Annotated in this window: 14 protein-coding genes; 6 read left to right on the top strand and 8 right to left on the bottom strand. The window is 70.4% G+C overall.

The window, feature by feature from the left end; genetic code table 11:
• Positions 1-24: 24 nt before the first annotated feature.
• Complete coding sequence (locus E9232_RS26700) at positions 25-1,467, top strand: cryptochrome/photolyase family protein (protein ID WP_309799288.1); 1,443 nt, start codon at positions 25-27, stop codon at positions 1,465-1,467.
• On the opposite strand, the gene E9232_RS26695 is transcribed toward E9232_RS26700, so the two are convergent.
• The 4 genes from E9232_RS26695 to E9232_RS26680 are packed head-to-tail and all read right to left on the bottom strand — an operon-like array spanning position 1,464 to position 4,612.
• Positions 1,464-2,162 (bottom strand): HdaA/DnaA family protein, encoded by a 699-nt coding sequence (locus E9232_RS26695; protein WP_309799286.1) that lies wholly within the window; start codon positions 2,160-2,162, stop codon positions 1,464-1,466. The genes E9232_RS26700 and E9232_RS26695 overlap by 4 nt on opposite strands.
• Positions 2,159-3,274 carry an AI-2E family transporter gene (locus E9232_RS26690; RefSeq protein ID WP_309799284.1) on the bottom strand — a complete coding sequence of 372 codons (1,116 nt, stop codon included), beginning with the start codon at positions 3,272-3,274 and terminating at the stop codon, positions 2,159-2,161. Before E9232_RS26690 ends, E9232_RS26695 begins: the two co-directional genes overlap by 4 nt.
• A complete protein-coding gene (locus tag E9232_RS26685) occupies positions 3,271-3,870 on the bottom strand; it encodes a CDP-alcohol phosphatidyltransferase family protein (protein WP_309799282.1) in 600 nt (199 codons plus the stop codon). Before E9232_RS26685 ends, E9232_RS26690 begins: the two co-directional genes overlap by 4 nt.
• 7 nt (positions 3,871-3,877) lie before the next feature.
• Entirely contained in the window at positions 3,878-4,612 is a 735-nt protein-coding gene (locus E9232_RS26680) for a hypothetical protein (protein WP_309799280.1), read from the bottom strand.
• Positions 4,613-4,698: 86 nt separating this feature from the next.
• Here E9232_RS26680 and purM point away from each other — a divergent pair, with 86 nt between their 5' ends.
• The 3 genes from purM (at position 4,699) to E9232_RS26665 (ending at position 6,706) form a co-directional block, all read left to right on the top strand.
• Positions 4,699-5,781 carry a phosphoribosylformylglycinamidine cyclo-ligase gene (purM, locus tag E9232_RS26675; protein WP_309799278.1) on the top strand — a complete coding sequence of 361 codons (1,083 nt, stop codon included), beginning with the start codon at positions 4,699-4,701 and terminating at the stop codon, positions 5,779-5,781.
• On the top strand, positions 5,769-6,434 hold the full coding sequence (purN, locus tag E9232_RS26670; RefSeq protein ID WP_309799276.1) for a phosphoribosylglycinamide formyltransferase: 666 nt from the start codon (positions 5,769-5,771) through the stop codon (positions 6,432-6,434). The genes purM and purN overlap by 13 nt, the downstream gene beginning before the upstream one ends.
• A gap of 128 nt (positions 6,435-6,562) precedes the next feature.
• Entirely contained in the window at positions 6,563-6,706 is a 144-nt protein-coding gene (locus tag E9232_RS26665; protein WP_309799274.1) for an aa3-type cytochrome c oxidase subunit IV, read from the top strand.
• A gap of 110 nt (positions 6,707-6,816) precedes the next feature.
• Here E9232_RS26665 and ndk read toward each other — a convergent pair whose 3' ends face one another.
• A complete protein-coding gene (ndk, locus tag E9232_RS26660) occupies positions 6,817-7,236 on the bottom strand; it encodes a nucleoside-diphosphate kinase (protein WP_309799272.1) in 420 nt (139 codons plus the stop codon).
• 130 nt (positions 7,237-7,366) lie between these two features.
• On the opposite strand from ndk, the gene E9232_RS26655 reads away from it, so the two are divergent.
• Positions 7,367-9,250, top strand: coding sequence for an ABC-F family ATP-binding cassette domain-containing protein (locus E9232_RS26655; RefSeq protein ID WP_309799270.1), 1,884 nt, complete (start codon positions 7,367-7,369; stop codon positions 9,248-9,250).
• 6 nt (positions 9,251-9,256) lie between these two features.
• Here E9232_RS26655 and E9232_RS26650 read toward each other — a convergent pair whose 3' ends face one another.
• The 3 genes from E9232_RS26650 to E9232_RS26640 are packed head-to-tail and all read right to left on the bottom strand — an operon-like array spanning position 9,257 to position 11,951.
• Positions 9,257-9,967: a phosphatase PAP2 family protein gene (locus E9232_RS26650; protein WP_309799269.1), complete on the bottom strand. Its 711-nt coding sequence runs from the start codon at positions 9,965-9,967 to the stop codon at positions 9,257-9,259.
• Positions 9,964-10,428 carry a DNA polymerase III subunit chi gene (locus E9232_RS26645; RefSeq protein WP_309799267.1) on the bottom strand — a complete coding sequence of 155 codons (465 nt, stop codon included), beginning with the start codon at positions 10,426-10,428 and terminating at the stop codon, positions 9,964-9,966. Before E9232_RS26645 ends, E9232_RS26650 begins: the two co-directional genes overlap by 4 nt.
• The gene (locus E9232_RS26640; RefSeq protein ID WP_309799265.1) at positions 10,428-11,951 is read right to left on the bottom strand and encodes a leucyl aminopeptidase; all 1,524 of its coding nucleotides are present in this window, start codon (positions 11,949-11,951) and stop codon (positions 10,428-10,430) included. The genes E9232_RS26645 and E9232_RS26640 overlap by 1 nt, the downstream gene beginning before the upstream one ends.
• A 196-nt stretch (positions 11,952-12,147) precedes the next feature.
• Here E9232_RS26640 and lptG point away from each other — a divergent pair, with 196 nt between their 5' ends.
• On the top strand, positions 12,148-13,242 hold the full coding sequence (gene lptG, locus E9232_RS26635) for an LPS export ABC transporter permease LptG (RefSeq protein ID WP_309799263.1): 1,095 nt from the start codon (positions 12,148-12,150) through the stop codon (positions 13,240-13,242).
• Positions 13,243-13,319 lie beyond the last annotated feature (77 nt).

Raw genomic sequence — 13,319 nt, 5'->3', positions numbered from 1 at the left:
CTGGCTCTGCTCCAGCTTCGGCACATGACCGACGCCACCCTGCTCTGGTTCCGCCAGGACCTCCGCCTCGACGACAACCCCGCCCTCGCCGCCGCCATCGCGCGCGGCGGGTCGGTGGTCCCGGTCTTCATCCTCGACCCCGGGGGCGAAGGCGACTGGCCGCCGGGCGGCGCCAGCCGGTGGTGGCTGCACCATTCGCTGGCCGCCCTGGCAACGGCGCTGGCGGCGCGCGGCAGCCGGCTGGTGCTGCGGCGCGGGCCGGCGGCGAAGGTGCTGGACGCGCTGATCCGGGAGGCCGGGGCCGGCGCCGTGCTGTGGAACCGGCGCTACGAGCCGGCCGCGATCGCCCGCGACAGCGCGATCAAGCAGGACCTCAAGCGGCGCGGTATCGCCGCCGAAAGCCTCAACGCGGCGCTGCTGTTCGAACCCTGGGAGATCCGCAGCAGGTCGGACGCACCGTTCAAGGTCTTCACCCCATTCTGGCGCGCCTGCCTCGAGCGCGGCGGCATCGCCGAGCCACTGGATGCGCCGAAGCGGATCCCCGCGCCGGACGCCTGGCCCGAGGGTGACGACCTCGACGGCTGGCGCCTGCTGCCGACCAAACCGGATTGGGCCGGCGGGCTGCGCGCGGCCTGGACACCGGGCGAGGCCGGCGCCCGCGAGCGCCTGTCCAGCTTCCTCGATAGCGGCCTCGCCGGCTATGCGGCACGGCGCGACCGGCCGGATCTCGACGGCACCTCGTCCCTGTCGCCGCATCTGCATTGGGGCGAGATCGGGCCGCGGCGAAGCTGGCAGGCGCTCGAGCACGCCGCCGCCGAAACGCCGGCGCTGCGCTCCGCCGCCAGCGCCTATCAGCGCCAGCTCGGCTGGCGCGAATTCTCCACCCATCTGCTGCATGCGCGGCCGGAGCTGCCGGCCGACCCGCTCGACGCCCGCTTCGCCGCCTTCCCCTGGGAAAGCGACCCCAAGGCCCTGCGGGCCTGGCAGCGCGGCCTGACGGGCTATCCCGTGGTCGATGCCGGGATGCGGCAGCTGTGGCGGACCGGCTGGATGCACAACCGCGTGCGCATGGTCGCTGCCTCGTTCCTGATCAAGCACCTGCGCCTCCATTGGCGCGAGGGCGAGGCGTGGTTCTGGGACACGCTGGTCGATGCCGACCTCGCCAACAACGCCGCCAGCTGGCAGTGGGTTGCCGGCAGCGGCGCCGACGCCGCCCCCTATTTCCGCATCTTCAACCCGGTGCTGCAGGGCGAGAAATTCGACCCCGACGGGACCTATGTCCGCCGCCACGTGCCCGAGCTGGCGCGGTTGCCGGCGAAATGGATCCACCGGCCCTGGGCGGCGCCGGACGCGGTGCTGGCGGATGCCGGAGTCACGCTGGGCAAGACCTATCCGCGGCCGATCGTCGACCACGCCGCCGCCCGCCGCCTCGCCCTCGCCGCCTTCCAGGCGCTGCCGAGAGCCTAATCCCCGTGCCGTTCCGCCAGCACGGTGCGGACCAGCGGCAGGGTGATCGAGCGGCCCTGGGCCAGGCTGGCGGCGTCGATCTCGGCCACCAGCCGCCGGGCCTCGGCGAAGCTGCGCTCCATCCGCGCCAGCATCGCCTGCACGATCTCCGGCCCCACCGCCAGCTGGCGGTCGGCGAACAGCTTGGCCAGCACCTGCGCCAGCAACGCATCGTCCGGCTCGCCCAGGCCGACGGCCGGCGCCGCCTTCAGCCGCGAGGCCAGGTCTGGCAGCGCCACCGGCCAGCGCGCCGGCGGCTGGCGCGCCGCCAGCAGCAGAAAGCCGCCGGCCTCCTTCAGCAGGTTGTGCAGGTGGAACAGCGCCCGCTCCGCCGCCGCATCGCCGGCGACGCGGTCGGCATCGTCCAGCGCCACCGCGCCGACGGCCGCGACCTCGGCCGGGTCCGCCGCGGCCAGCGCGCCCCCGGCCAGCCGCAGCGCGCCGCTGCGCTGCGCCCAGATGCCGAGCAGGTGGCTCTTGCCCGCCCCCGGCGCGCCGTGCAGGGCCAGGACGCCGGCCGGCCAGCCGGGCCAGCGCGCGATCCAGCCCGCGGCCTCGCGGTTGCTGTCGGCGACGATGAAATCCTCGGGCCCCAAGGCGGGGGGCAGCGACAGGTCGAAGACGAACTGCGCGACCTCTCCAGTCAGCTTGCTCATGACACCGTGGGGAGGCCGGATTCGCCGGGGCCTGGTTCGCCGGGATCGGGCGGGTCGGGCGGCTTGCGGTACAGCGCGCTCTCGCGATAGCGGCGCAGCCCGAAGCGGGTCAGCACGCCGATCACCGCCGCCACCGGCACCGCCAGCATCACCCCGGTGAAGCCGAACAGGCTGCCGGCGGCGAGCAGCGCGAAGATCACCCAGACCGGATGCAGCCCGACGGATTCGCCGACCAGCTTCGGGGTGACGAAATTGCCCTCCAGGAACTGGCCGAGCAGGAAGATGCCCAGCACCAGCGCCCACATCGTCCAGTCGTCATACTGCACCATGGCGATGCCGACCGAGCTGATCAGCCCGACCAGCGAGCCGACATAGGGGATGATCGAGAGAATCCCCGTCATCATCCCGATCAGCAGCCCGAAGTTCAGCCCGACGATCGACAGGGCGATGGCATAGAACAGCCCCAGCAGCAGGCAGACGATCAGCTGGCCGCGGATGAACTTCGACAGGGTGAAGTTCACCTCGATGCCCAGGCCGCGGATGGTGTCGCGCTGCGCGATCGGCAGGTTCTGGTCGATCACTCCGATCATGCGGTCCCAGTCGCGCAGCATGTAGAAGGCGACCACCGGGGTGATGAACACCAGCGACAGCAGGTCGATCAGCGCCATGCCGCCCTGCCACAGGCCGCCGATCACCGTGCCGATCCAGGACACGGCGCTGCCGGCATACTGGCTGACCGCCTTCTGGATCTCGGCGAAGTTGGATTGGGAGACGCGGTGCTTCAGCTCCGCGATCAGCGGCTGCAGCCGCGCCGCCGCCCGGGTCATCATGTCGGGCACGGCCGAGAGCAGCCCGGTCACCTGGTTCAGCATGATCGGCAGGATGATCAGCGCCGCCAGGATCGCCACGAACAGGAACAAGAGCAGCAGCACCGTGGTCGCCAGCCAGCGCGGCAGGCCCAGCCGCTGCAGCCGCTCGCACACCGGGTCCAGCAGATAGGCGATGATCATGCCGGTGACGAAGGGCGCCAGCACGCCGCTGAGCAGCCAGACCAGCAGGCAGAAGATGACGAATCCGATCAGCCAGAAGCGGATCTGCGCCGATGCGTTCACGCGTGGGCCCCGATCGCGGTGAAGAATTGGCGGATGGTCTCGCGGAGATAGCCGATCCCCGACAGGATGGTGGTGGCGGCGACCACCCAGACCAGCCCGCCGATCACGCCGCTGGCGTCGACCGCCAGGCCGGGTGCTGCCATCACCAGCACCACCAGCGCGATCTGCAGCAGGGTGTTGAGCTTGCTGATCAGCGACGGCGTCAGCGAACGGGCGCCGCGGCCGGCGAAATGCAGCACCACGACGCCGAGCACCAGGCCGATGTCGCGGGCCACCACCAGCCACACCAGCCAGACCGGCAGCGCCTCCATCCAGGTCAGCGCGAGATAGGTGCCGACGAGCAGCGACTTGTCGGCGATCGGGTCGAGATAGCTGCCCAGGGCGGTGCGCGCCTGCAGCCAGCGGGCCAGGATGCCGTCGATCGCGTCGGTCAGCGCCGCCGCCGAGAACATCCAGAAGGCGGTGACCAGACGGCCGTCCAGAATCAGCCAGATCGTGATCGGCGCGACGACGAGCCGGGCGAGGCTGAGCAGGTTGGGCAGGTAGCGCGCCAGGCGGCGCAAGGAGCCCTGCCGGGGTGGGACGGGATCGGTCACGTCGTACCTAGCCGCCGGTGCGATGCAGCTCGAGCGCCTGCGGGCCCTGCTGGACCGTCAGGCCCTGCTGCGCCAGGATCTGGTTGAGCTGGGTCTGGTCGCCAGGGAAGCGCAGCTCGAGCACGGCTTGGTGCGACGTCAGGCTGACCATGGACGAGGTGACCACACCGCCGAGGCGGGTCAGCCGGCCCTGGATATCGTACCAGTCCGCCGCCGCGGTGAGCGGCACGGTGACGGTGACATGGCCCTGGGCGGTGAAGCCCGGCGACGCCCCCGGCTGAGCCAGCGTTCCCGGCAAGGTTCCCGGCGGGGTGCCGAGCGAGGTCGGCGCGATCTGCGGCGCGGCGCCGCCGCCGGCCACCAGCTGCTGGACCCCATTGCTACGGAAGGTGTAGGCCAGTTTGGCGGCGTAATGGCCGGGCGAGGTCTGCTCCGACTGCACCTGGAAGCGTTCGACCAGCCGCTCGACATCGGAATCGGACATGCCGGTGGCACGGGCGGGATCGGCGCCGATCTGCTGCAGCAGCTGCTGCAGCGCCTTGCGCGGCCCCTGGGCGAAGGCCTTGGTCCGCGCCTCGGTGGCGTTCGCCGCGGTGGCCTCGACCGCGACGCCGTCGACCGAATAGCCGGAGGCGTTGCCCGCGATCGGCGCCCCGCCGCTGGTCTGGGCATGGATCGGCGCCAGTCCGGCAGCGAGCAGCAGGGCTGCCAGCGCCACAGTCGATCCGATGCGAAGCATCATTGCAAAGCCTTCCGGTTCCGCTATGGTCCGCGCCCATCCGCACGGATAATCCGCCTTTATATAGCACCCCTCTCCGCGAGGTCATCATGTGCCCGCCGACTGACCCCCAGGAAAGCGCCGACGCCTACAGCCGAGCCGGTGTGAACATCGCCGAGGGCGACGCCTTCGTCGGCGACATCAAGCCCCTGGCCGAAAGCACGCGCCGGCGCGGCATGATGGAAGGCCTGGGCGGCTTCGGCGCGCTGTTCGACCCCAAGGCGGCCGGCTTCCGCGACCCCATCCTGGTGGCCGCGACCGACGGGGTCGGCACCAAGCTGAAGGTGGCGATCGAGACCGGGCGGCACGACACCGTCGGCATCGACCTCGTCGCCATGTGCGTCAACGACCTGGTGGTGCAGGGCGCCGAGCCGCTGTTCTTCCTCGACTACTTCGCGTCCGGCAAGCTCGACCGCACGGTCGGCGGCGGCGTGCTGCGCGGCATCGCCGAAGGCTGCCGCCAGGCCGGCTGCGCCCTGATCGGCGGCGAGACCGCGGAGATGCCAGGCATGTACGCGCCCGGCGACTACGATCTCGCCGGCTTCGCGGTCGGCGCAGTGGAGCGCGAGCAGGCGCTGACCGGCAAGGATGTCCGCGACGGCGACGTGGTGCTCGGCCTGTCCTCGACCGGCGTGCACTCCAACGGCTATTCGCTGGTCCGCCGCACGGTCGCCGATGCCGGCCTGGCCTGGGACGCGCCGGCCCCCTTCGCCAACGACCTCACGGTCGGCGAGGCCTTCCTGACCCCGACCCGGATCTATGTGAAGAGCACGCTCGCGGCCATCCGCGCCGGCGGCGTCCATGCCATGGCCCACATCACCGGCGGCGGGTTGACCGAGAACATTCCGCGGGTGCTGCCGGACGGGCTGGGCGTCACGCTCGATGCCGGCACCTGGCCCCTGCCCCCGGCCTTCCGCTGGCTGAAGGCGCAGGGCGGGCTGAGCGCGGCCGAGATGGCCCGCACCTTCAACAGCGGCATCGGCATGGTGGTGATCGTGGCGCCGGAGCGGGTCGAGGCGCTGTCGGCGATCCTGACCGGCCAGGGCGAGTCCGTGCACCAGATCGGCCGCGTCGTCGTCGATGCCGGGCATTCGGTGAAGATCTCCGGGGCGGAGGCGGCATGGGCCAGCTGAAGGTCGGGGGCCGGCTGAAGGTCGGGATCCTGATCTCCGGCCGCGGCAGCAATATGGCGGCGCTGGCCGAGGCCTGCGCCGCGCCCGACTTCCCGGCCGAGATCGCCCTCGTCCTGTCCGACATCCCGACCGCCGGCGGCCTCGCCCTCGCCGCGGGCCGCGGCATCGCCACCCAGGCGGTCGACCGCAAGGCCTACGCCTCCAAACCCGCGTTCGAGACGGCGGTCGATGCCGCCCTGCGCGCCGCCGGGGTCGAGCTGATCTGCCTCGCCGGCTTCATGCGGGTGCTGAGCGCCGATTTCGTCGAGCGCTGGCGCGACCGTATCCTCAACGTCCATCCGTCGCTGCTGCCGGCCTTCCCGGGGCTCGACACCCATGCCCGGGCCCTGGCCGCCGGGGTCAAGGTCGCCGGCTGCACCGTGCATGTGGTGCGCGCGGTGGTCGATGACGGCCCGATCCTGGCCCAGGTGGCCGTCCCCGTGCTCGACGGCGACGACCCGGACAGCCTGGCCGCCCGCATCCTGGTCGAGGAGCACCGGTGCTATCCACTGGCGCTGCGCTGGGTCGCCGAGGGCCGGGTCGCGATCGACGGCGGCCGGGCCCGGATCACCGGCGCGGCGGCGGCATCAGAGGCGCTGCGCAACCCGTTGTGACGACTGTAACAATTCCGCCTGGTGTCGCTGCGACAATTAAACCCTAATTCACTGGACAAGACCGGGGCCCGTTCGTAAATGGTGCCCTGTTCCGAAACACATGAAAGATGCGGACGAGGATGAGTGCGATGGCCACCGACGGCACGAATCAGGTCTCGGACGAGCTGCTGACGTCCCGCAGGCTGATGTATGCGAGCTTCGTCCGCTTCAGCACCTGGGGCATCGTCTTCGTCGCCGTGCTGCTGATCGCGATGACCCTGTTCCTGCTGTGATGTCAGCGGGATGAACGAAAAAGAGCCGGCCCCGCAGGGCCGGCTCTTTTGGTTTGGAGGGCAGGCCCTCCGCAACCCGGCTGCTTAGCCGACGATCGCAGCGCGGCTGTTTAGCCGACGATTTCGGTGCCCGCGAAGAAGAAGGCGATCTCGACCGCCGCATTCTCGGCCGAATCGGAACCGTGGACCGAATTCGCCTCGATCGATTCCGCGAATTCCTTGCGGATGGTGCCCGCCGCGGCGTTGGCCGGGTTGGTGGCGCCCATCACGTCGCGGTTCTTGGCGACGGCGTTGTCGCCCTGCAGCACCTGGACCACGACCGGGCCCGAGATCATGAAGGCGCACAGGTCGTTGAAGAACGGGCGTTCCTTGTGGACGCCGTAGAACGCCTCGGCCTGGGCCTTGGTCAGCTGCAGGCGCTTCTGCGCGACGATGCGCAGGCCGGCATCCTCGAACTTGGCGTTGATCTTGCCGGTCAGGTTGCGGCGGGTGGCGTCCGGCTTGATGATCGAAAGGGTGCGCTCGGCCATGTGGTCCTCGTTTTCGGGCGATTGGGATCGGAATTGCGCGGCCTTATAGACGGGCCGCCCCGATCCGGCAACCGGAGTGCATGAATCGCGGGGCCCGAATCCGGCCGGGTCGTGCTATGACCCCGCCGCCATGCTTCAAATCCAGGACGTCACCATCCGCATCGCCGGCCGCTCGCTGCTCGACACCGCTTCGGTGTCGGTGCCGGCTGGGCACAAGGCCGGCCTCGTCGGCCACAACGGCACCGGCAAGTCGACGCTGCTGCGCGCGATCCGCAAGGAGATCGGGCTCGACGGCGGCCAGATCAGCTATCCCGGGCGCTGGCGCATGGCCAGCGTCGCCCAGGAGGTGCCGGCCGGCCCCGCCAGCCTGCTCGACACCGTGCTGGCCGCCGACATCGAGCGCGCCGCGCTGATGGACGAAGCCGAGACCGCCGAGGATCCCGACCGCATCGGCGAGATCCACATGCGGCTGGCCGATATCGACGCGCACAGCGCCCCCTCCCGCGCCGCCACCATCCTGGCCGGCCTGGGCTTCGACACCGAGGCTCAAGGCCGGCCGGTCGGCGACCTCTCAGGCGGCATGCGGATGCGCGTGGCGCTGGCGGCGACGCTGTTCCTGCAGCCCGACCTGCTGCTGCTCGACGAGCCCACCAACCACCTCGACCTCGAGGCGACGCTGTGGCTCGAGACCTGGCTGAAGAGCTATCCGCACACCATCCTGATGGTCAGCCACGATCGCGACCTGCTGAACCGGGTGGTCGACATGACCATCCATCTCGAGAACTCGAAGCTGACCGCCTACACCGGCGGCTACGACCAGTTCGAGCAGACCCGGCGGATGCGGCTGGACCACATGGCGGCGCTGCAGAAGCGCCAGATCGCCCAGCGCGAGCACATGCAGAGCTTCGTCGACCGGTTCAAGGCCAAGGCGACCAAGGCCCGACAGGCGCAGAGCCGGATGAAGGCGCTGGAGAAGATGGAGCCGATCGTCGCCCTGGTCGAGGACCAGTCGATCAGCTTCGACTTCCCCAAGCCGCAGGCGCTGTCGCCGCCGATCCTGGTGCTGGACAAGGTCGCGGTCGGCTATGACGACCGGGCGGTGCTGAAAAGCCTCGACCTGCGCATCGACATGGACGACCGCATCGCCCTGCTCGGCGCCAACGGCAACGGCAAGTCGACCCTGGTCAAGCTGTTCGCCGGCCGGCTGCAGCCGATGGCGGGCGAGATGCGCCGGTCCTCCAAGCTCAAGGTCGGCTATTTCGCCCAGCACCAGGCCGAGGAGCTGGACCTGTCGCTCAACGCCATCGCCCAGGCGCGGCGGTCGATGCCCGGCGTGACCGACGAGAAGATCCGCGCCCATCTCGGCCGCTTCGGCTTCGTCCAGCGCCGCTCCGAGACCCGGATCAGCGACATGTCCGGCGGCGAGAAGGCCCGGCTGCTGCTGGCGCTGATGGCGCGCGAGGCGCCGCAGCTGCTGCTGCTCGACGAACCGACCAACCATCTCGACGTCGACAGCCGCCAGGCGCTGGTCCAGGCGCTGAACGAGTATGACGGCGCCGTGGTGCTGATCACCCATGACCCGCATCTGATCGAGCTGACCGCCGACCGGCTGCTGCTGGTGCGCGATGGCGGGGTGCATCCGTTCGAGGGCGACCTCGACGACTACCGGCGCCTGCTGGTCGAGCAGCGGCGGCAGGAGCGCTCGGGCAACAAGGGCGACAAGGCCAGCCAGGCCGACCGCAAGGAGCAGCGCCGCCTCGCCGCCGAGGCCCGGGCCCAGCTGGCGCCGCTGCGCCAGGAGATCCGGCAGATCGAGAGCCGGATCCAGAAGCTGGAGCGCGAGAAGCAGGCGATCGAGGCCAAGCTGGCCGATGGCGGGCTCTATGCCGACCCGTCGGCGGCGACCGGGCAGCAGATCGCGCTGCACGACCTCCAGGCACAGCTGGACAAGTCGGAGGAAGCCTGGCTGGAAGCTACGGCGAAGCTCGACGCGGCGCAGCAGCTGGCGGGGTGAGTGGGTTCAGCTGGGTTGCGGCCAGCGCACCAGGCCGCGGGTAAAGTCGCGCCACGCCGCGGCCGTGGTCCAGCGGTCGAACAGCAGCGCGTGCAGCCCGGCGCTGACCAGCAGGGTGACGGCCGCGGCGAAGACCACGTCGCTGAGGAAATGCCCGCCCATGCCGATGCGCAGCAGGCCTATCGCTCCGCCCAGCGCCATCGATCCCCAGAAGATCGGCCGCCGCCGGCGCCTCGGCACGACATAGGCGACGCTGTGGACGACGAAGCCGACGGTGGGGTCGCCGGCGACGAAGGAGCAGTTGCGGCTGCACTGGCCGGCGGGGATCAGCGGCGGCGAGAAGGCGGCGGCGCCGCCGAACGCCTCGACCTGGCGCGGTCGCGCCCGCCCCCAATGATCCTTCAGCACGGCATTGGCCACCAGACCCGGCCCGATCGCCAGCGCCAGCAGCAAGAAGGTCCAGCGCCGCGCATCGAGGCCGAGCAGCCGGGCCGGCCGCAGCCAGGTCCAGGCCGCAGCCGCCAGCAGCAGCGCGGCACCGGCGCGGGCCGCGAACTGCACCGCCTGGTGGATCGCCTCGGCCAGCGGCGCGCCGTCCCAGGCGAAGCCGCTGCCGGCGGCGTAGAACCAGCCGGCGACCACCAGGTCGATCCCCGGCAGCAGGACCAGGACGGCGCAGACGGCGACCGCGAGCCAGAGCGCGACGCGGGGGGTCACCCCGCCGCCACCCGCTGCTTCTCGCTCCAGGCCCCGGCCTCGTCCTGCTGGTAGTAGACCAGGGCATGCCCGGCCTCGCGCCGGCTCTTCCAGCGGCCACGGGCGGCCTGCACCGCGTCCGGGTCGTTGCCGTCGAACAGGTCGCACACCGTCTCGAATCCCCCGCCGCCGTCGGAATCCGCACCGTCGCCCAGGAACAGGACCTGGGCCCGGTTCGGATTCTCGACCTGGTCGGTGATCCAGACCGGCTGCTCCTCGGCGAAGCCGTCGCGCTTGGTGCCGTGCGGCAGGAAGCCTTCCTTGGACCAGGTCCAGAGATGACCGGCCAACGTCTCCACCCGCTCTTCCGAGCCGACGCAGACCACGGCGCGCCAGCCGCGCTGCAGCGTGCGCTCGAGCAGGACCGGCAGGGTCTGCTCGAGCGTCCGTGCGGTCAGGTGATAGAACCGGATCTCGGCCATTACCCTTCGTAATTGTCGGCCACGAGCCGGTCCAGCAGGCGCACGCCGAAGGCGGTGGCGCCCTTCGGCACCGTCGGCGTGTCCTTGCCCGACCAGGTGGTGCCGGCGATGTCGAGATGGGCCCAGGGCACCTTGTTGACGAAGCGCTGCAGGAACTGGCCGGCGACGATCGAGCCGGCGTCGCGGCTGCCGGTGATGTTCTTCATGTCGGCGATGTCGCTGTCGATCTGCTTGTCGTAGGAATCGGCCAGCGGCATGCGCCACAGCTTCTCCTCCACCGCCTTGCCGGCGGCGGCCAGCTTCTCGGCCAGGGCGTCGTCGTTCGAGAACAGCCCGGCATGGTCGGTGCCCAGCGCGATGATGATCGCCCCGGTCAGGGTGGCGAGGTTGATCATCGCCTTCGGCTTGAACCGGTCCTGGGTGTACCAGAGCGCGTCGGCCAGAACGAGCCGGCCCTCGGCATCGGTATTCCAGACCTCGATGGTCTGGCCCGACATCGAGGTGACGATGTCGCCCGGGCGCTGGGCGTCGCCCGACGGCATGTTCTCGACCAGGCCGAGCACGCCGACGGCATTGACCTTGGCCTTGCGCAGCGCCAGGCCTTTCATCAGCCCGGTGACGACGCCGGCGCCGCCCATGTCCCACTTCATGTCCCACATGCCCTGGCCGGGCTTCAGCGAGATGCCGCCGGTGTCGAAGGTGACGCCCTTGCCGACGAAGGCGATCGGCGCCTCGTCGCGGCGCTTGCCGCCGGCGCCCTTCCACTGCAGCACCACCAGCTGGCTCTCGAACGCCGAGCCCTGGCCGACGCCGAGCAGCGCACCCATCCCGAGCTTGCGCATCTGCTTCTCGCCGAGGACCTCGACCTCGATGCCGAGTTCGGCCAGCTCCTTCGCCTTGGCGGCGAAGCTTTCCGGATTCAGGATGTTCGGCGGCTCGGACACCAGTTCGCGGGTCAGGAACACGCCCTGGGCCACCGCATCGGCCCGGGCGAAGGCCTTCTTCGCCGCCGCGGCCTCGCCAGTCTGGACGGTCAGGGATTTCAGCGTCGGCTTGGCCTCGGGCTTTTCGGTGGTGCGGTAGCGCTCGAAGCGCCAGGCCCGCAGCCGGACGCCGAAGGCGAATTCGGCGGCGGCGGCCGCGGCCCCGTCCTTGCCGGCCCCATCCTTGCCGACGATGGCAACCCCGTCGAGCCGCGCCGTGGCGGCGGCCGCGCCGGTCTGGTTCAGCAGGGCCGCGACCACGCCGCCGGCACGCTGCAGCCCCACCGCGTCGACCGCATCGGGCTTGCCCAGGCCGAACAGCACGACCCGGTCGGTGCCGATGCCGGGCAGGCCGTACAGCGACAGCGTCTCGTCCCGGCCGCCCTTGAACTTCGGCGCGGCCTTCAGCGCCCGCGACAGGGCGCCCTTGGACTGCTTGTCGATGCCCGCGGCGGCGGTGGACAGCACACCGTCGGCGAACACGCCGAGCACCAGGACGCCGGCTTCCACCGAAGCGGGCGAGGCGAAGGAGATCTGCATCGTTTCGACTTCCGGGCGATTTTTGATGAACCGCGGCGACGCGGCGGAACCCGCACCGTAACAGCGGGTTTCACGATCGTCACCCGTTCAACGGGCCCCATGGCCGGCTGCGACCTCGTTGGCGGTCGCCGCGGCGCCCCGACTACTGTAGAAGATCCGCCGAGCCCCCTGCATTCACAGGCCCAATCGACGCCTCATGGTCCGATCCCCCACCTTCTACGCCTATATCGTGCGGCAGTTCCTGTTCTGGTTCATAGCGGTCCTGCTGGTGCTGAGCGGGGTGATCGCGGTGTTCGAGTTCGTCGAATTCGTCCGCCAGGTCAGCGCCATCCCGGAGCTTCCGCTGAGCCTGGCCTTCACCCTGGCCGCGTTCAAGCTGCCGAGCTCGATCGAGATCCTGTTCCATTTCGCGGTGCTGATCGCGGCGATGGTGACCTTCTGGCGCATGACCCGCAGCCGCGAGCTGGTGGTGGCCCGCGCCGCCGGCCTGTCGGCCTGGCAGTTCCTGGCGCCGGTGATCGTGACGGCGATGGTGCTGGGGGTGGTCAAGATCACCGTGGTCAACCCGATCTCGGCGGCGATGTACGGACGCTTCGAGCGCCTGGACGTCGACTATCTCGGCGGCACCGGCGACATCATGAAGGTGGCGAAGACCGGCTTCTGGCTGCGGCAGAAGGACGAGAACGGCGTCGCGGTGATCCATGCCGAGAAGGTCAGCGGCAATGGCGACCAGCTCGAGAACGCGATGTTCCTGCTGCTGAAGCCGGATGAGAGCTATCGCGGCCGGATCGACGGCGCCAGCGCCAGGCTCAAGGATGGCAAGTGGCAGATCACCGATGCCTGGGTGATGGATGGCAACGAGCCGCCGCAGCATGTCGACAGCACCACGCTGCCCAGCAACCTGACACGCAACGGGATCCAGGAGCGCTTCGCCTCGCAGCAGACCATCTCGTTCTGGGACCTGCCGGACTATGTCCGCAACCTCGAATCCACCGGCTTCTCCTCGACCCGCTACCGCATCGCCTACCAGTCGCTGCTGTCGCAGCCGCTGCTGATGGCGGCGATGATCCTGGTCGCCGCGGCGTTCAGCCTGCGGCCAGGCCGGCGGGTCGACACGGTGCTGATGATCGTCGGCGCCATCGTCACCGGCTTCTCGATCTTCGTGCTCGGCGACATCGTCGCGGCGCTCGGCCGCGCCGGGACGCTGCCGGTGCCGATGGCCGCCTGGGCCACGTCCGGCGTCGCCATGCTGTTCGGCATCGCGGCGCTGCTGCATCTCGAGGATGGCTGATGCCGCCGCTGCCCCGCCCTGCCGCCGCTTTTGCCTTGAGTCGGCCAAAGTCGCGTGCTGTATCTGCGCCTTTCAAC

The organism is Inquilinus ginsengisoli, from assembly GCF_031453975.1.
Lineage (GTDB): Bacteria > Pseudomonadota > Alphaproteobacteria > DSM-16000 > Inquilinaceae > Inquilinus > Inquilinus ginsengisoli_A.
Note: the sequence above shows the minus strand (reverse complement) of the source record. Positions and strands in the feature narration are given on the sequence as shown.